A 17,648-nucleotide genomic window follows, 5' to 3' on the forward strand; every position below is an offset into this window, starting at 1 on the left:
CGCCCGCCCCGCCCATGGACGGGACCGCGAGACCGGGGCCAGGGGCGGGATCCAAGCGACACGGGCGGGACCGCGGGATCAGTGAAGTCAGTGCCCCTGACCGGCGACAAGGGCCGAACGGCCCTGTCGGGCATGGCGATGGGCCCGGCCTGGGGCGCAGAGCGGTGCGGCCGAAGCCGTGGGAAGTCGAGGACGAGCCGTGGGCGGTGAACGCCCTGGACCTTCTTCCGGGCGGCCGTCGGCGATCAGCGAGTTGATCCCGGCAAGCTCTAGGTCACCGGAAATCCCGCCGTCCGCCACGCCTGGAACCCGCCGACCAGGTCGGTCGCCCGGTGCAGGCCCAACAGGTGCAGGGACGCGGCGGCCAGGCTGGAGGCGTAGCCCTCGTTGCAGATCACGACGACGCGCAGATCGTGGCCGGTGGCCTCCGGGACGCGATGGCTGCCCTGCGGATCGAGCCGCCATTCCAGCTCGTTGCGTTCTATGACGAGCGCGCCGGGGATCAGGCCGTCCCGCTCGCGCAGTGCCGCGTACCGGATGTCCACCAGCAGTGCCTCGCCCGCCCGGGCGGCCTCGTACGCCGTCGGCGCCTCGATCCGCTCGTAGCCCTCGCGCACCCGCTCCAGCAGTTCGTCGATGCCGGTCGGCCGGTGCTCGCCCGGGCCGCTCACTGCCAGTCCTGCGGACGCTCGACGTGCTCCAGCCGCAGCACCGGGCCGGTACGGCTGTAGCGGCGGATCTGCGGCAGCGGCGGGTAGTAGGCGTGTACGGAGATCGCGTGCTCGGCGGTGGACTCGTTGAGGACCTCGTGGACGTGGTGGCGGCCGAAGGAGCGCCCTCGGCCCGCCGGGAGCCGGCGTTCGCGATCGACGCCGTCGGAGAGTTCCAGGGTCTTCCAGCCGTCGGTGGGCAGGCGCGCGGCGAGGGAGCTCTCCTTGAGCTCGCCCCGCGCGGTGAGGAAGGCGCCGACCGACTCCGCGTGGTCGTGCCAGCCGGTGCCGCTGCCGGGCGGCCAGCCGATCAGCCAGGCCTCGCTGCCGCCGGGCCCGTCCAGGCGCACCCAGGTGCGGCCCTGCGGGTCGAGCGGGAGCGAGGCGATCAACTCGGTGTCGGCGGCGGTGCGCCGTACGAAGTCGAGGAGGTCCGCCTGCGTGGGGGCCTGGGCCGGGTGCGGCACGGAGGCGGCGGGGGCAGAGGGAGTGACAGACACGGGCACCGTCCTGGTCAGCGTTCGCGAGAGCGCGCGGCAGCCGAGGGGGCGCGCGCGGGTGAAGAGGGATGCGAATTCAGCAGGACGGGCGACACACGCAGCCCGCGTAGCGGACGAGGTCCATATGGACCCTCCGCCAAAGGCGCACGCAGGTGTCGGTCACGATCCGGAGTAGACCATGCCGGTGCCGGACGGTCAACTCACTGTCACTATGCGGACCGCAGGGTGACAGCGAGTCGCGCGCGGGTGGCCGCGCGGGGGCGCGCCCGCCGCCCGCCCGGTCACGTCGAGGCCGAGCCGACCGTCGCCTCTCTGCGGGCCGGCCCGCCGAGCGCCGCCTCGGCGGCCGCGTACAGGTCGGCCGGGCGCACGCCGTTCAGGGCGGTGACGAGATGACCGTCGGGGCGGACGAGGAGCACGGTGTGGGCGGCCGCCCCCGGGTAGCTCTCGGCGACCAGCAGCTCCGCCGGGTGCGGCAGCGCGGTCACCGCGGCGGCGAGCCGGGGCATGATCCCGGCCGTCACCCAGTGCTTGCGCTCCCACACACCCGTGCCCGGCGCGACCAGGACGACGAGCAGCGCCCCCCGGCCCAGCCGCTCCCGCAGCGGTACGAAGGAGCCGTCCTCCGCCGTCACCCGTACGTCCGCGACCTGCGCGCCCGGCGGGGTGTCCACGGGGACCTCGGCCTCCAGGAGCGGAGGTGCGAGCGGGGAGCCGGCGTACCCACCGGGTTCCCCCAGCGGGCCGCGGCCCAGGTGGCCGTCGGTGAGCAGCGCCTCCTGCCCCCGGGCCGAGCCGGGGACGAAGGAACGGAGCCCGCCGCCGCCGCGCAGCAGCGGCAGTACCTGGTCGGCGGCGCGCAGCCGGGCGGCGACCACGGCGCGCCGCTCCGTCTGGTAGCTGTCCAGCAGCGTCTCGTGCGGGCCGTGGTGCCAGGCGAGCGCCAGCTTCCAGGCGAGGTTGTCGGCGTCCCTGAGCCCCTCGTCCAGCCCCTGGGTGCCGAGCGCGCCGAGCAGGTGGGCGGCGTCCCCGGCGAGGAAGACCCGCCCCGCGCGCCAGCGGCGGGCCAGCCGGTGGTGGACGGTGTGGACGCCGGTGTCCAGCAGTTCGTACGGCGGTGTGGAGCCGTCCGTCCAGCCGGCCAGGGTCTCCCGGACCCGGGTCACCAGGAGCTCGGGGGTGACCAGGTCCTTGCCGGGCGGCAGCAGCCAGTCCAGTCGCCAGGCACCGTCCGGCAGCGGGCGTCCGGTGACCTCTCCGGCCCAGGGGCCGGACGTCCGCCACGGCGGCATCCGGTGGATCAACGCTTCGTCGGTCCAGGGAAGTTCCGTGCGCAGCGCGGCCACGGCGTGTCGTTCCACCGCGGTACGGCCCGGGAAGCGGATGTCCTGAAGTTTGCGTACCGTCGAGCGCGGACCGTCGCAGCCCACCAGGTAACTGCCGCGCCACCAGGTGCCCTTGTCGCCCCGGGTGCGGGCGGTGACGCCGGAGGTCTCCTGCTCGACGGCGTCCAGGCGGCTGTTCACGGCGACCTTGACGAGCCGCTCGCCGGCGACGGCCGCGCGCAGGGCGCCGGTCAGCACGTGCTGGGCGAGGTGCAGCGGTCCGGGTTCGGTGTCGTCGAAGGTGATCTCGCGCATCACCTGCTTGCGCCGCAGCGACCGCCATCCGGCCCAGCGCACGCCCTCCTCGGCGAGCGGCGTCCCGGTCAGCCGTTCCACGAGCGCGGCGGTGTCCGCGCGCAGTACGACCGTGCGCGCGAGGCGGGGTTCGTCCTTGCCCGGTCCCTCGTCCAGGACGACCGAGGGCACCTCCTGACGGGCCAGCGCCAGGGCGAGCGTGAGCCCCACGGGCCCCGCGCCGACGATGATCACCGGGTCCACGGCGCGGCGCCTCCTGCCCGCAGCGAAGTCCTCGGGGACGTGGGTGAGCAGGAGGTCGGGGCAGGGTGCACGATCACAGAACGTATGCAACCCATTGCCGCTGCTTGCGTCAAGTGACGGAGGCCGTGGCGATCACGCCACGGCCTCCGTATCGGTCACCCGACGGCCTCCGGCAGGTTTCCGCACTGGTCACGCCACTGTTCCCGGGCCGCACCAGCCACTTGAGCGAGTGTCAGATGCTGCCGCCCGCGCCGGCGCCGAAGGAGCCCCCGACCTCCGCCGCGTTGAGCTCCTCGACGTCCTCGGCGCCGAGCACCTTGCCGGTGCCCCGCTTGCTTCGGCGCAGCCGGCGCTCCAGCCAGGAGGCGAAGGTGGTGAGGGCGAAGTTCAGCGCGACGAAGATGATCCCCACCACGATGAAGCTGGGGACGACGTTGGCGTAGTTGGCCGCCAGGGTGCTGCGCGAGCTCATCAACTCGGGGAAGGTGAGCATCACACCGCCCAGCGCGGTGTCCTTCACGATCACGACGAGCTGGCTGACGATGGCCGGCAGCATCACCGTGACGGCCTGCGGCAGCAGGATGCTGCTCATCGTCTGGCCCTTGCGCAGACCGACCGCGTACGCGGCCTCCGTCTGTCCCTTGGGCAGGGAGAGGATGCCGGCCCGGACGACCTCGGCGAGGACCGAGGCGTTGTAGAGCACCAGACCGGTGACGACGGCGTAGAAGGGCCGGTCGTCGCTGGAGACGTTCGTGGAACGGACGTAGAACTCCATCGCGAACAGCATCAGCAGCAGTACCGGTACCGCCCGGAAGAACTCGACCACCACTCCGGCCGGGACGCGGACCCAGCGATGGTCGGACATCCGGGCTATGCCGAAGACCGCGCCCAGCGGAAGCGCGATGACCACGGAGAGCGCGGCGGCCTTGATCGTGTTGCCGAGCCCCGGCAGCAGATAGGTGTTCCAGGCCTGGGCGGTGACGAAGGGCTCCCACAGGGCCCATTCGAGCTGGTTCTTGTCGTCCATCTTCCCCCACGCCCACCACAGCAGCAGGGCGAGCAGCAGGAAGAAGACGATCGACAGGGCGATGTTGCGCTGTCTGGCCCGCGGGCCGGGGGCGTCGTAGAGGACCGAACTCATCGCTTCACCGCCATGCGCTTGCCGACCCAGCCGAGGAGGAGGCCGGTGGGCAGGGTCAGCACCACGAAGCCGAGGGCGAAGAGCGCGCCGACGGCGATGGTCTGGGCCTCGTTCTCCAGCATGGTCTTCATCAGGGTGGCGGCCTCGGCCACGCCGATCGCGGCCGCCACGGTGGTGTTCTTGGTCAGGGCGATCAGCACGTTCGCCAGGGGCGCGATCACCGCCCGGAAGGCCTGCGGCAGCACGATCAGCCGCAACGACTGGCTGAAGCTCAGCCCGATCGCGCGGGCCGCCTCCGCCTGCCCCACGGGCACGGTGTTGATGCCGGACCGGATCGCCTCGCAGACGAAGGCCGCTGTGTAGGCGGAGAGGCTGAGCACCGCCAGCCGGAAGCCCTGGAGCTTGAAGTCGTCGGACGCACCCATGGTGACGCCGAAGATGTCGGCCAGGCCCAGCGAGGAGAAGACGATGATGACCGTCAGAGGGATGTTCCGCACGATGTTCACGTAGGCGGTGCCGAAACCGCGCATCAGCGGGACCGGGCTGACCCGCATCCCCGCCAGCAGGGTGCCCCAGACCAGGGAGCCGACGGCGGACAGGGCGGTGAGTTGCACCGTCGTCCAGAACGCCCCGAGGACGTCGTAACCTTCAAGAAAGTCGAACACGATCTCCCGCGCTTCCGGGTGTGTGGCGTACGTGGAGGGTGTGGCGCGCCGCCCCCCGCCTGTCAGGTGGCGGGCGGCGGCGCGTCCTGGGAACCCCGCGTGGCTCGGCCGGAGCCTCGCGTCACTTGACGATGTTGCCGATCGTCGGGGCGGGCTCGTTCTTGTAGTTCGCCGGGCCGAAGTTCGCGTCGACCGCCTTCTGCCAGGAGCCGTCGCTGACCATCTTCTTCAGCGCGTCGTTGATCTTGTCGACGGTCGCGGAGTCGCCCTTCTTGACGCCGATGCCGTAGTTCTCGTTGCTCAGCTTCAGGCCGGCGAGCTTGAACTGACCCTTGTACTTGTCCTGCGCGGCGAAGCCCGCGAGGATCGAGTCGTCGGTGGTCACGGCGTCCACGGCACCGCTCTGGAGGGCGGCGATGCACTCCGAGTAGCCGCTGTTCTCACGCAGGTTGGCCTTCGGGGCGATGGACTTCTGGACGTTCTGCGCCGAGGTCGAACCGGTCACCGAGCACAGGTTCTTGCCGTTGAGGTCGTCACCCTTGGCGATCTTGGAGCCCGCCTTGACCAGCAGGTCCTGGTGCGCCAGCAGATACGGGCCGGCGAAGTCGACCTTCTGCTTGCGCTCGTCGGTGATGGAGTAGGTGGCCGCGATGAACTTCACGTCGCCGCGGGCGAGCGCGTTCTCCCGGTCGGCGCTCTTGGTCTGGACCCACTCGATCTTGTCGGGCGAGTAGCCGAGCTGCTTGGCCACGTAGGTCGCCACGTCGACGTCGAAGCCGGCGTACGTGCCGTCGGGCTTCTGCAGGCCCAGACCGGGCTGGTCGAACTTGATGCCGATCTTGATCTTGCCGCCGCCGCCGGAGCCGCCGCTGTCGTTGTCCTTCTTGTCGCCACCACAGGCGGTGGCGCTCAGCGCGAGGGCGAGGACGACGGCCGAGGCGGCGGTGACCTTGCGGAGCTTCATGGTGAACATCCTTCGGTGATGAGGGAATGCGGGCCGGCAGGTGCGGGTGCCGCGGGTCGTCGGGGCACGACGGGCGTGCCGGGCGCGGTCAGTGGTGCAGGATCTTCGACAGGAAGTCCTTGGCGCGGTCGCTGCGCGGGTTGCTGAAGAACTGCTCGGGCACGGCCTGTTCGACGATCCGGCCGTCCGCCATGAAGACCACGCGATCCGCCGCAGACCGGGCGAAACCCATCTCGTGGGTGACGACGATCATGGTCATGCCGTCCCGGGCGAGCTGCTGCATGACCTCCAGCACCTCGTTGATCATCTCCGGGTCGAGAGCCGACGTCGGCTCGTCGAAGAGCATGACCTTCGGGTCCATCGCCAGCGCCCGCGCGATGGCGACGCGCTGCTGCTGCCCGCCGGAGAGCTGCGCGGGGTACTTGTCGGCCTGTGCGCCCACACCGACCCGGTCCAGCAGCGCCCGCGCCTTCTCCTGGGCCTGCTGCTTGTTCGCCCTGCGGACCTTGATCTGGGCCAGCGTCACGTTCTCGAGCACGGTCTTGTGCGCGAAGAGATTGAAGGACTGGAAGACCATCCCGACGTCGGCACGCAGCCGGGCCAACTCCCGCCCCTCCTGGGGCAACGGCCTGCCGTCGATCGTGATCGTGCCCGAATCGACGGTCTCCAGACGGTTGATGGTGCGGCACAGGGTGGACTTGCCGGACCCGGAGGGCCCGATGACCACGACCACCTCGCCGCGGGCGATCGTCAGATCGATGTCCTGGAGCACGTGCAACGCGCCGAAATGCTTGTTGACGCTCTTCAGGACGACCAGTTCGTCGGTCGCGACCGCGTCCTCCTCGGCCACCGATACTTCGGTCATCGCTTCAAGGCTCCGTCCTCCTCGGTTTCGCAGGACAGTAGTGATGCCGCACGACCAGCGTCATTACATCTGAGGGGAATCTGAGCATCACGATCCGATAGCAATCGGACACGTGTCGTAGCAGTTGCGCCCGAGGCGCGTATCGGCCGGGTAACGGAACGTGCCCGGAGCCGGAACCCCCTTGACGCCGTTGTCGTCAATCAGCGTGACTGCCATCGTGCACGCGCTGTATCCGACGACTTCGTAGCGATGTCGTACAACCGATGAACCGGAGGGGGCGGGGGTGAGACTGCTCCTCGTCGAGGACGACAACCATGTCGCCGCCGCGCTGTCCGCGGTCCTGGCGCGGCACGGCTTCGAGGTCACGCACGCCCGCAGCGGGGAGGAGGCCCTCCAGGCGCTCGTCCCCGAAGGCCCCGGCTTCGGGGTGGTCCTGCTGGACCTGGGCCTGCCCGACCAGGACGGCTACGAGGTGTGCGGCAAGATCCGCAAACGCACCGCCACCCCGGTGATCATGGTGACCGCCCGCGCCGACGTGCGCTCGCGCATCCACGGCCTCAACCTCGGTGCCGACGACTACGTGGTCAAGCCGTACGACACCGGTGAACTCCTCGCCCGTATCCACGCCGTCAGTCGGCGCGCCGTGCCCGAGGACGCCTCCGGCGGCACCGACAGCGCGCTGCGTCTGGGATCCGTACTCATCGAACTGCCCACCCGCCAGGTCAGCGTGGACGGCTCGGTCGTCGCGCTGACCCGCAAGGAGTTCGACCTGCTCGCGCTGCTCGCCCAGCGTCCCGGCGTCGTCTTCCGCCGCGAGCAGATCATCAGCGAGGTCTGGCGCACCAGCTGGGAGGGCACCGGGCGCACCCTGGAGGTGCATGTGGCGTCCCTGCGCGCCAAACTGCGCCTGCCCGCCCTGATCGAGACGGTACGCGGCGTGGGCTACCGGCTCGTCGCCCCGGACGCCTAGCGGGGACGTCTTGCGCACCCGTCTGCTGCCGCTGCTCATCGTCCTGATGGCGGCCGTGCTGCTCGCCCTCGGAATCCCGCTCGCCGTCAGCGTGGCCGCGGCCCAGCAGCAGAAGGTCGTCGTCGACCGCATCGACGACACGGCGCGCTTCGCAGCCCTCGCCCAGTTCGTCACCGAGGTGCCCGGCGGTTCGCGTACCACGAACAGGGACGAGCGCAAGGAGACGCTCAGCACCGAACTCGCCAGCTACTACAAGGTCTACGGTATTCGTGCCGGGGTGTTCTACCGCACCGACACCCCCATGGCCCAGGCACCCGCCGACTGGTTCCTGCCGCAGGCGGGCGAGGTGCGGGAGGCCTTCGGCGAAGCGCTGCTCAGCCGCCGCAGCCACGACCCGGAGCAGGTCTGGCCCTGGCAGCGCCGTCATCTCGTCGTCGCGTCGCCGGTCATCCGGGACGGTGACGTCGTCGCGGTGGTGGTCACCGACTCGCCCACCGGCGCGATGCGGGCCCGGATCCTGCACGGCTGGCTGATCGTCGGCGCGGGCGAGATCGCCGCGATGCTGCTCGCCGTCGGCGCCGCCCTGCGGCTGACCGGCTGGGTCCTCAGGCCGGTACGGGTCCTGGACGCCACCACCCACGACATCGCCACCGGACGCCTGAAGTCCCGGGTCGCGGTGGGCGGCGGACCTCCGGAACTCAGAAGACTGGCCCGCTCGTTCAACGAGATGGCGGACAACGTCGAGGACGTGCTGGAGCAGCAGCGTGCCTTCGTCGCCGACGCCTCGCACCAGTTGCGCAACCCGCTCGCGGCGCTGCTGCTGCGCATCGAACTGCTCGCCCTCGAACTGCCCGACGGCAACGAGGAGATCGCCTCCGTCCGGACCGAGGGCAAGCGCCTGGCGCAGGTCCTCGACGACCTGCTCGACCTGGCGCTCGCCGAGCACGCCGACGCGGACCTCACGCTCACCGACATCGGCGCGCTGACCGCCGAGCGGGTCGCGGCCTGGTCGCCGACCGCCGAGGCCAAGGGCGTACGCCTGGTGGGCAACTGTCCGCCCGTCACCGCCTGGGCCGACCCGGTCACCCTGTCCAGCGCGCTGGACGCGGTGATGGACAACGCGGTCAAGTTCACGCCCGAGGACGAGACCGTCGTGGTGACCGTCGCCTCCCACGGCGACACCTCGACCGTCGTCGTCACCGACAACGGCCCCGGACTCACCGACGAGGAGCTCGGCCGGGTCGGCGACCGCTTCTGGCGCAGCGGCCGGCACCAGAACGTCAAGGGCTCGGGTCTCGGTCTGTCGATCTCCCGGGTCCTGCTGGCGGCCGGCGGCGGCACGATCTCCTACGGCCACCACGAGCCGGGCGGGCTGCGGGTGACGGTGACGCTGCCGCGGTCGGAGCCTACGGCTTGACCGACCGGTAGTAGCGCCGGGCGCCCTCGTGGAGCTGGAGCGGATCGGTGTAGATCGCCGTGCGCAGGTCGACCAGCTGGGCCGAGTGGACGTGCGCGCCGATGCCGTCCCGGCTCTTGATCACGGTCCGGGTCACCCACTCGGTGAGCCGGGGGTCCATGTCCGCCCGGGTGATCAGCAGGTTGGACACCGCCATCGTCGGCACGACCGACCCGTTCTGCACGGTCGGGTAGGCCGACTCCGGCATGTTGGTGGCGCGGTAGTACCGGGTGACGTCGCCCTTCCCGTGCAGCTTCGTCACGAGTTCGGGCTCTATGGGCACGAACCGGAGGGAGAACCCTTCGGCGAGCCTGCGCACGCCCTCCGTCGGCAGGCCGCCGGACCAGAAGAACGCGTCGATCCCACCGGACCTCAGCCGGTCGGGCGCGGTGCCGATACCGTCGGGCTCGGGGGTGATGTCCTTGCGCGCGTCGATGCCGGCCGCCCCGAGCACCCGGTCGGCGATGAGCCGCACGCCGGACTCGGGCGGCCCGATGGCCACGCGCCTGCCCCTCAGGTCCGCCACGGAGTGGATGCTCGAGTCGCGCGGCACGACCAGTTGGACGTAGTCGTCGTAGAGGCGCGCGACCCCGCGCAGCCCGGCGGCGCCCCTGCCGCCGTTCACTTCGTACGTCTCCACCGCGTCCGCCGCGGCGATGGTGAAGTCGGCCTGTCCGGAGGCCACGCGCGCGACGTTCTCCTGCGAGCCGTCGCTGGTCCGCAGCTTCACCGTCAGGTCGGGCATGTCCCGGTCCAGCTCGCTGCGCAGCAGCCGGCCGTACTCCTGGTAGACCCCGCTCGGGGTACCGGTGCTGAACGTGATCGTCCCGCCCGGCGGCTCCTCGCCGAGCGGCACCAGCCACCACACCAGCAGCCCGAGGGCCACGAAACCGGCGGCCGCGCCCTGGAGGGCTCGGCGCCTGCCGACACGGGGGATCACCTTGGACATGGGCGCGATCCTGCCAGCACGGGCGCGGTGCTGGCCAGGGGCCGAGGGGACCGGGCGGAGGTGATCGGGGCGGGGATCGGCCCGGCCGGGACTGTCGGTGGTGGTCGGTACAGTCGGGCGCATGAGCACCTCGCCCGCCGATCTGGTCCGTGAGTTCCACCGCGCCTTCGGGCTGGACGCCCGCAGCATTCCCACCCAGGTGTCCCCGCAGCTCGCCGCGCACCGGGGCGAGCTGCTCGCGGAGGAGGCCGCCGAGGTGGCCGAGGTCTCGGTCGAGGGACCGCTCGACAGCCTTGCCCACGAACTGGCCGACGTCGTCTACGTGGCGTACGGCACGGCCCTCGTCCACGGGATCGACCTCGATGCGGTGATCGCCGAGATCCACCGCTCCAACATGACCAAGCTGGGCCCGGACGGCCAGGTCGCCCGCCGCGCGGACGGGAAGGTGCTGAAGGGCGACCACTACGAGGCACCGGACGTGTCGGCCGTGCTGCGCCGCCAGGGATGGGTGCCCGACGGCGCCGCCTGACCAGCTCCCCGCCGACCCGTCCCCGCGTGCGTGGGCCCCACGCACGCGACCCCTGGATGTCGGCCCTCGTGCACGTGGTTCCCGTGCGTCGGCTCCCGGGTGTCGGCCCTCGCGCATCCGGTTCCTGTGCGTGGGTCCCGCGCATCCGGTTCCCCGTGCGTCGGCCCCGCGCGTTCGGCCCCGTGTGCGTCGGCTTCGGGCACCCGGTCCTTGGGCGGTGATCCCGCGCATCCGGTTCCTGTGCGTGGGTCCCGCGCATCCGGTTCCCCGTGCGTCGGCCCCGTGCGTTCGGCCGCCTGTGCGTCGGCCTTGCGCACCCGGTCCTCGGGTGTCGGCCCTCGCGCATCCGGTTCCTGTGCGTCCGCCTCGCGCATCCGGTCTTTTCCGGGCTCAGTCGCCCACAGTCGTCCCGGTCCGTGCGCCGCCCTCGGCCGCCGCGCCCTCCGTCGCGCGCGGCGCTTCGTCCAGGGCCGCCCGCCGGGTCGCGCCGCGACGGCTCCACCAGGTCGCGAGCGGCTCCGTGTAGCGCGCGGTGAGCGGGCCGAGGACGACGAGCAGAAGCACGTACGCCGTGGCCAGCGGCCCCAGGGACGGCTCGATACCGGCCGTGACCGCCAGGCCCGCGATGACGATCGAGAACTCGCCGCGGGCCACCAGCGCTCCACCGGCCCGCCAGCGCCCCTTGACCGAGATGCCCGCGCGCCACGACGCCCAGTACCCGGTGGCGATCTTCGTCGCCGCGGTGACGACGGCGAGGACGAGGGCGGGCAGCAGGACCGGAGGGATGCTCGCCGGATCCGTGTGCAGACCGAAGAACACGAAGAAGACGGCGGCGAACAGGTCGCGCAGCGGGCTCAGCAGCGTGTGCGCGCCCTCCGCGGCCTCCCCGGACAGCGCGATGCCGACCAGGAACGCGCCGACCGCCGCCGACACCTGGAGCTGCTGCGCCACGCCCGCCACCAGGATGGTCAGCCCCAGCACGACGAGCAGCAGCTTCTCCGGGTCGTCGCTGGAGACGAAACGGGAGACGACCCGGCCGTAGCGGACCGCGACGAACAGCACCAGCCCGGCGGCCCCCAGCGCGACGGCCAGCGTGACACTCCCGGCGGCCAGCCCCGCCCCGGCGACCAGCGCGGTGACGATGGGCAGGTACACCGCCATCGCCAGATCCTCCAGCACCAGGACGCTGAGGATCACCGGGGTCTCCCGGTTGCCGACCCGGCCGAGGTCGCCGAGCACCTTGGCGATCACCCCGGACGACGAGATCCAGGTGACCCCCGCCAGCACCACCGCGGCCACCGGGCCCCAGCCGAGCAGCAGGGCCGCCGCCGCGCCGGGCAGGGCGTTGAGCGCGCAGTCGACCAGCCCGGACGGGTAGTGGGCCTTGAGGTTGGAGACCAGATCGCTCGCCGAGTACTCCAGACCCAGCATCAACAGCAGGAGGATGACGCCGATCTCGGCGCCGGTGGCGACGAACTCCTCGCTCGCGCCGAGCGGCAGCAGCCCGCCCTCACCGAAGGCGAGCCCGGCCAGCAGGTACAGCGGGATGGGCGAGAGCCGGAAGCGGGCGGCCGCCCGGCCGAGCAGGCCGAGCGCAAGGATGATGGAACCGAACTCGATCAGCAGGACCGCTGAGTGCACACTCACTCCCGTCCGAGGATGGCCGCCGCCGAGTCGACGCCCTCGCGGGTGCCGATGACGATGAGGGTGTCGCCGCCCGCCAGCCGGAAGTCCGGCGCCGGGGACGGGGTGGCCCCGGACCGCCGCAACACCGCCACGATCGACGCGCCGGTCTCGGTCCGCATCCGGGTCTCGCCCAGCACCCGCCCGTTCCAGTACGAGCCGGCCGCGATCTCGATGCGCTCGGCCACCAGGCCCAGGTCGGTGGTGTACAGCAGGTTCGGGCTGTGGTGGGACGGCTTCAGCGCGTCGATCAGTGTTCCCGCCTCCGCGCCGGTCAGCCGCAGCGAGTGGGCGCAGGAGTCCGGGTCGTCAGTCCGGTACATGTTCACCGTGCGGGTGCCGTCGCGGTGCGCCACCACGGACAGGTGGCGCTGTTCTCGCGTCACCAGGTCGTACTGGACCCCGATGCCCGGCAGCGGCGTCGCACGGAGGCGTGGAGCAGACACGTTTCTTCCCCTTGCTGATCGTTCTTGTGGACCGTCCTGCCGACGGCAACGGACCTCGTCGCGGGTCCCGCCGGCCGCCCGGCGGACGGATCGTGCGCGGGACCCCGGAGCCGCCATGCTGCCATTCGCCCGTACGGTGGCGATATGGGTGTCATGACGGATGTACGGGGACGGCGCGGGGCGGAGAAGCTGGTAGGCCCTGGTGGCGGAAGCGGGTCGGCGGACATGGCGGAAGGCGGGTACTGGACCTTGTCGCTGTTCTGGCGGATCTTCTCGCTCAACGCCACTGGCCTGGCCGTGGCCGCCGCGCTGCTGCTGGGACCGGTCACCGTGTCGACCCCGGTGCTGCCGCGTGAGGCACTGGTCGTCGCCGTGGGGCTCGCGGCCCTCCTGGTGGGCAACGCCGCCGTGCTGCGGATCGGGCTCGCCCCGCTGCGCCGGCTCGGCAACGCGATGGCCACCGCCGACCTGCTGCGTCCGGGACCGCGTGCCCCTGTCGCCGGTCCCGCCGAGACCGCGGCACTGATCACCACGTACAACACGATGCTCGACCGGCTGGAGCGCGAGCGTGCCACCAGCGCCGCGCGGGCGCTGTCCGCGCAGGAGCGCGAGCGCCGGCGCGTCGCCCGCGAGCTGCACGACGAGGTCGGCCAGACCCTGACCGCGGTCCTGCTCCAGCTCAAGCGGGTCGCCGACCGGGTGCCCGAGGAACTGCGCGCGGAGGTGGGACAGGCACAGGAGGCGACCCGGGCGGGTCTCGACGAGGTCCGCCGCATCGCCCGTCGGCTGCGCCCCGGCGTGCTGGAGGAACTCGGCCTGGCCAGTGCCCTGCGCGCACTCGCCGCCGAGTTCACCACCCCCGGGGTCACGGTGAGCCATCGGGTCGCCGGCGAGCTGCCCCCGCTGACCGAGGAGTCGGAGCTCGTGCTCTACCGGGTCGCCCAGGAAGGCCTCACCAACACCGTCCGGCACTCCGGTGCCGACCAGGCCGAGATCCGGCTGCACCCCGTCCCGGACGGCGTCGAACTCCTCGTACGCGACAACGGCACGGGCCTGGAGGAAGGCCGGGAGGGCGCCGGGATCCGCGGGATGCGCGAGAGGGCCCTGCTGATCGGCGCGACCTTGTCCCTGACACCCGCGCCCGGGCGCGGCACCGACATCCGTCTGCGAGTGCCCCGATGAGCCACCACGCCCCGACGCCCCAGACACCTCCGACGCCCCAGGCCCGGTCCGGCGCTCCGATCCGAGTGCTGCTCGCCGACGACCACACGCTCGTACGACGTGGTGTGCGCCTCATCCTGGAGGGCGAGCCGGACCTCACGGTGGTCGCCGAGGCGGGCGACGGCGCCGAGGCGGTGGCCCGGGCCCGGGCCGGCGACATCGACCTGGCTGTCCTCGACATCGCGATGCCCCGGATGACAGGGCTCCAGGCGGCCCGCGAGCTCTCCCGCAGGCTGCCCGGCCTGCGCATCCTGATCCTGACGATGTACGACAACGAGCAGTACTTCTTCGAGACGCTCAGGGCCGGTGCCGTCGGCTACGTCCTGAAGTCCGTGGCCGACCGTGACCTGGTCGAGGCCTGCCGGGCGGCCGTGCGCGACGAGCCGTTCGTCTACCCGGGCGCGGAGCGGGCCCTCGTCCGCTCCTACCTGGAGCGGCTGCACCGCGGCGACGGCCTGCCCGAGCGGGTCGTCACCGACCGCGAGGAGGAGATCCTCAAGCTGGTCGCCGAGGGGCACACGTCGAAGGAGATCGGCGAGCTGCTGTTCATCAGCGCGAAGACCGTCGAGCGCCATCGGGCCAACCTGCTGCACAAGCTGGGGATGCGCGACCGGCTGGAGCTCACCCGGTACGCGATCCGGGCGGGCCTCATCGACCCGTGACCGGCCCGTGGCGCTTCCCCGGCTCACGCGCTGCCCCCGGGGGCGGCGGCCCCGGGAACACCCGGGCGGGGCTGTCGTCGGCACCGCCTACTCTGGAGGCATGACCAGCAGCAGCGACCGGAGCCTCGCAGTGGACGTCGAAGGAACCAAGAGTTACGAGATCCGCACCTACGGGTGCCAGATGAACGTCCACGACTCCGAGCGATTGTCCGGGCTGCTCGAAGACGCCGGGTACGTGCGTGCCCCCGAGGGCTCGGACGGCGACGCGGACGTCGTGGTCTTCAACACCTGCGCCGTCCGGGAGAACGCCGACAACCGGCTCTACGGCAACCTCGGCCGCCTCGCGCCGATGAAGACGAAGCGCCCCGGCATGCAGATCGCCGTCGGCGGCTGCCTCGCCCAGAAGGACCGCGACACCATCGTGAAGAAGGCGCCCTGGGTGGACGTCGTCTTCGGCACGCACAACATCGGCAAGCTGCCCGTCCTGCTGGAGCGCGCCCGCGTGCAGGAAGAGGCGCAGGTCGAGATCGCCGAGTCGCTGGAGGCCTTCCCCTCCACGCTGCCGACCCGGCGCGAGAGCGCCTACGCGGCCTGGGTGTCGATCTCCGTCGGCTGCAACAACACCTGTACCTTCTGCATCGTCCCGGCGCTGCGCGGCAAGGAGAAGGACCGCCGCACCGGCGACATCCTCGCCGAGATCGAGGCCCTGGTCGGCGAGGGCGTCAGCGAGATCACGCTGCTCGGCCAGAACGTCAACGCCTACGGCTCGGACATCGGCGACCGCGAGGCCTTCAGCAAGCTGCTGCGGGCCTGCGGGAGCATCGAGGGCCTGGAGCGCGTCCGCTTCACCTCCCCGCACCCGCGCGACTTCACCGACGACGTCATCGCCGCCATGGCCGAGACCCCCAACGTGATGCCGCAGCTGCACATGCCGCTCCAGTCCGGCTCGGACCCGGTGCTGAAGGCGATGCGCCGGTCGTACCGGCAGGACCGTTACCTCGGCATCATCGAGAAGGTCCGGGCCGCCATCCCGCACGCCGCGATCACCACCGACATCATCGTGGGCTTCCCCGGCGAGACCGAGGAGGACTTCGAGCAGACGCTGCACGTGGTGCGCGAGGCGCGGTTCGCGCAGGCGTTCACCTTCCAGTACTCCAAGCGTCCCGGCACCCCGGCCGCCACCATGGACGACCAGATCCCCAAGGAGGTCGTCCAGGCCCGCTACGAACGTCTCGTCGCGCTCCAGGAGGAGATCTCCTGGGACGAGAACAAGAAGCAGGTCGGCCGCACCCTCGAACTGATGGTCGCCGAGGGTGAGGGCCGCAAGGACGGTGCCACCCACCGTCTGTCCGGCCGCGCCCCCGACAACCGCCTGGTCCACTTCACCAAGCCGGACCAGGAGGTCCGCCCCGGCGACGTGGTCACGGTCGAGATCACGTACGCGGCCCCGCACCACCTCCTCGCCGAGGGACCCACGCTCGACGTGCGGCGCACGCGCGCGGGGGACGCCTGGGAGAAGCGCAACGCGGAGAAGGCGGCTCCCTCGGCCGGCGTCATGCTCGGGCTGCCGAAGATCGGCGCGCCGGCTCCGCTGCCGGTCGCCACGGGCAGCGGCTGCGGCTGCGACTGACCGCGGAGCGGAGCGGCCCCGGGTCCTGTGAGCACTCGGCTACCCTGCGGATCATGCTCGTCGCCGCCGCAGTCTGCCCCGCCCCGCCCCTGCTCGTACCGGAGGTCGCCGCGGGCGCCGCGTCCGAACTGGACGCCGCCCGTGCCGCCTGCGTGCAAGCGCTGGGACTGCTCGCCGCCGCCCGGCCGGACCGGCTCGTGGTCGTCGGACCCGCCGACCAGGGCGCACGCGGCCCGTACCCGGAGGGCGCGCGGGGCTCGTTCCGCGGCTTCGGTGTGGATCTCGGCGTGACACTGGGCCGCGACCGGGGCACGCCCGGCGAGCGCCCGTTGCCGCCCTCGCTCGCCGTGGCCGCGTGGTTGCTGGAGCGGACCGGCTGGTCGGACGCCCCGATCGAGGGACTCGGTGTCGGGGAGCCGCTGGCGGCCGAGCGTTGCGTCGAGGCGGGCCGGGACCTGGTGGCCGACGGCGAGCGGCTCGCGCTGCTCGTGATGGGCGACGGCAGCGCCTGCCGGACGGTGAAGGCACCGGGCTATCTCGACGCGCGGGCGGAGCCGTTCGACGCGGCGGCCGCGCGTGCCCTGGGGGCGGCGGACGTCGCCGCCGTCAAGGCGCTGGACGCCGAGCTGGCGTACGAGCTCAAGGCCTCGGGCCGGGCTCCCTGGCAGGTCCTGGCCGGCGCGGCCGAGGACGCGGGGCTCGCCGGCACCCTGCTGTACGAGGACGCGCCGTACGGGGTGGGATACCTGGTCGCCACCTGGTCGTAGCGCGGGACGACCAGCGGGCCGGGCCCACCCCGTACGGCGGACGATCCTGTTTTTCAGGAGGTCGGGGGAGGTGTCTCCGGCGGGGTGGCGGTGCTGTCGCCCGCCTCCGGGCCCTTCTTGTGCGCGAGCCGGTCCATGGCGCCCTTGGCCTTGCCCGTGCCCGTCTGGATCTTGTCGCTGTACTTGCCCTTGGTCTTCTCGTCGACCACCTTCGCGGCCTTGTCCAGACCGTGGGTGATCTTGCCCCCGTGCTGGTGCGCGAGATCGGAGACCTTGTCCTTCGCCGGGCCGATCCTGGCCTTCAAACTGTCCTTCAGACCCATGGGGTCACCTTCCCTCGCGGCGCGGTTGCCTACGGGCGCCCTCGCCCGCCGCGCGGTCCGCCGCCGCCGATCCGGCGGGCGCCGCCACCTCGGGACCGGTCGCGGCCGCCTCGGTTCGCTCCTCGGCGGCCGCCGACTCCCTGCCGGCCTCCTCCGTGGCTTTCGACCTCCGAAGAAGACGAGCAAAAACGCCCATATCCACTCCATACGTTACTCGCGCGGACGAAACGTCGCGTCACCCGGTGCGTCCGATCGCACCGTCCGGGAACCGGCGGCCGGAATCC

The 17,648-nt window shown here is 71.9% G+C and carries 19 protein-coding genes; 7 read left to right on the forward strand and 12 right to left on the reverse strand.

Annotated features, from left to right (window positions below):
• Nucleotides 1-269: 269 nt before the first annotated feature.
• From FNH09_RS24515 to FNH09_RS24545, 8 genes are all read right to left on the reverse strand, one after another.
• Entirely contained in the window at nt 270-677 is a 408-nt protein-coding gene (locus tag FNH09_RS24515; RefSeq protein ID WP_152891552.1) for a rhodanese-like domain-containing protein, read from the reverse strand.
• Nucleotides 668-1,210 (reverse strand): cupin domain-containing protein, encoded by a 543-nt coding sequence (locus FNH09_RS24520; protein WP_162469033.1) that lies wholly within the window; start codon nt 1,208-1,210, stop codon nt 668-670. The genes FNH09_RS24515 and FNH09_RS24520 overlap by 10 nt, the downstream gene beginning before the upstream one ends.
• Before the next feature lie 76 nt (nt 1,211-1,286).
• Entirely contained in the window at nt 1,287-1,373 is an 87-nt protein-coding gene (locus FNH09_RS50250) for a putative leader peptide (RefSeq protein ID WP_313960178.1), read from the reverse strand.
• Between the two features lie 118 nt (nt 1,374-1,491).
• The gene (locus FNH09_RS24525) at nt 1,492-3,093 is read right to left on the reverse strand and encodes an FAD-dependent monooxygenase (protein ID WP_162469034.1); all 1,602 of its coding nucleotides are present in this window, start codon (nt 3,091-3,093) and stop codon (nt 1,492-1,494) included.
• 232 nt (nt 3,094-3,325) lie between these two features.
• Nucleotides 3,326-4,234 (reverse strand): amino acid ABC transporter permease, encoded by a 909-nt coding sequence (locus FNH09_RS24530; RefSeq protein ID WP_152891556.1) that lies wholly within the window; start codon nt 4,232-4,234, stop codon nt 3,326-3,328.
• Complete coding sequence (locus tag FNH09_RS24535; protein ID WP_162469035.1) at nt 4,231-4,899, reverse strand: ABC transporter permease subunit; 669 nt, start codon at nt 4,897-4,899, stop codon at nt 4,231-4,233. Before FNH09_RS24535 ends, FNH09_RS24530 begins: the two co-directional genes overlap by 4 nt.
• Nucleotides 4,900-5,020: 121 nt before the next feature.
• The gene (locus FNH09_RS24540; protein WP_152891560.1) at nt 5,021-5,863 is read right to left on the reverse strand and encodes a glutamate ABC transporter substrate-binding protein; all 843 of its coding nucleotides are present in this window, start codon (nt 5,861-5,863) and stop codon (nt 5,021-5,023) included.
• A gap of 88 nt (nt 5,864-5,951) precedes the next feature.
• Complete coding sequence (locus FNH09_RS24545) at nt 5,952-6,728, reverse strand: amino acid ABC transporter ATP-binding protein (RefSeq protein WP_152891562.1); 777 nt, start codon at nt 6,726-6,728, stop codon at nt 5,952-5,954.
• A gap of 283 nt (nt 6,729-7,011) precedes the next feature.
• On the opposite strand from FNH09_RS24545, the gene FNH09_RS24550 reads away from it, so the two are divergent.
• Together FNH09_RS24550 and FNH09_RS24555 are read left to right on the forward strand one after the other, a co-directional pair.
• Nucleotides 7,012-7,698, forward strand: a complete 687-nt coding sequence (locus tag FNH09_RS24550; protein ID WP_162469036.1) for a response regulator — start codon at nt 7,012-7,014, stop codon at nt 7,696-7,698.
• A gap of 10 nt (nt 7,699-7,708) precedes the next feature.
• Entirely contained in the window at nt 7,709-9,115 is a 1,407-nt protein-coding gene (locus FNH09_RS24555) for a sensor histidine kinase (protein WP_152891564.1), read from the forward strand.
• Here the strand turns inward: FNH09_RS24555 and FNH09_RS24560 are convergent.
• Nucleotides 9,105-10,103, reverse strand: a complete 999-nt coding sequence (locus FNH09_RS24560) for a TAXI family TRAP transporter solute-binding subunit (RefSeq protein ID WP_152891565.1) — start codon at nt 10,101-10,103, stop codon at nt 9,105-9,107. The genes FNH09_RS24555 and FNH09_RS24560 overlap by 11 nt on opposite strands.
• 121 nt (nt 10,104-10,224) lie before the next feature.
• Here FNH09_RS24560 and FNH09_RS24565 point away from each other — a divergent pair, with 121 nt between their 5' ends.
• A complete protein-coding gene (locus tag FNH09_RS24565) occupies nt 10,225-10,632 on the forward strand; it encodes a pyrophosphohydrolase domain-containing protein (protein ID WP_152891567.1) in 408 nt (135 codons plus the stop codon).
• A 390-nt stretch (nt 10,633-11,022) separates the two neighbouring features.
• Here the strand turns inward: FNH09_RS24565 and FNH09_RS24570 are convergent, their stop codons facing one another.
• Both FNH09_RS24570 and FNH09_RS24575 read right to left on the reverse strand, forming a co-directional pair.
• On the reverse strand, nt 11,023-12,273 hold the full coding sequence (locus FNH09_RS24570; protein WP_338017676.1) for a cation:proton antiporter: 1,251 nt from the start codon (nt 12,271-12,273) through the stop codon (nt 11,023-11,025).
• Between the two features lie 2 nt (nt 12,274-12,275).
• On the reverse strand, nt 12,276-12,761 hold the full coding sequence (locus tag FNH09_RS24575; protein WP_162469037.1) for a cation:proton antiporter regulatory subunit: 486 nt from the start codon (nt 12,759-12,761) through the stop codon (nt 12,276-12,278).
• 249 nt (nt 12,762-13,010) lie between these two features.
• Between FNH09_RS24575 and FNH09_RS24580 the strand changes: the two genes are divergently transcribed.
• The 4 genes from FNH09_RS24580 to FNH09_RS24595 all read left to right on the forward strand — a co-directional run bounded on the left by FNH09_RS24580 (nt 13,011) and on the right by FNH09_RS24595 (nt 17,041).
• A complete protein-coding gene (locus tag FNH09_RS24580) occupies nt 13,011-13,943 on the forward strand; it encodes a HAMP domain-containing sensor histidine kinase (RefSeq protein ID WP_420802777.1) in 933 nt (310 codons plus the stop codon).
• Nucleotides 13,940-14,644, forward strand: coding sequence for a response regulator (locus tag FNH09_RS24585; RefSeq protein WP_152891573.1), 705 nt, complete (start codon nt 13,940-13,942; stop codon nt 14,642-14,644). Before FNH09_RS24580 ends, FNH09_RS24585 begins: the two co-directional genes overlap by 4 nt.
• Before the next feature lie 100 nt (nt 14,645-14,744).
• Nucleotides 14,745-16,274, forward strand: a complete 1,530-nt coding sequence (gene miaB / locus FNH09_RS24590; protein ID WP_152891575.1) for a tRNA (N6-isopentenyl adenosine(37)-C2)-methylthiotransferase MiaB — start codon at nt 14,745-14,747, stop codon at nt 16,272-16,274.
• Between the two features lie 53 nt (nt 16,275-16,327).
• The gene (locus FNH09_RS24595) at nt 16,328-17,041 is read left to right on the forward strand and encodes a class III extradiol dioxygenase subunit B-like domain-containing protein (protein WP_152891577.1); all 714 of its coding nucleotides are present in this window, start codon (nt 16,328-16,330) and stop codon (nt 17,039-17,041) included.
• A gap of 53 nt (nt 17,042-17,094) precedes the next feature.
• On the opposite strand, the gene FNH09_RS24600 is transcribed toward FNH09_RS24595, so the two are convergent.
• The gene (locus tag FNH09_RS24600; protein ID WP_152891579.1) at nt 17,095-17,364 is read right to left on the reverse strand and encodes an antitoxin; all 270 of its coding nucleotides are present in this window, start codon (nt 17,362-17,364) and stop codon (nt 17,095-17,097) included.
• Nucleotides 17,365-17,648 lie beyond the last annotated feature (284 nt).

This window comes from Streptomyces adustus (assembly GCF_009377175.1).
Lineage (GTDB): Bacteria > Actinomycetota > Actinomycetes > Streptomycetales > Streptomycetaceae > Streptomyces > Streptomyces adustus.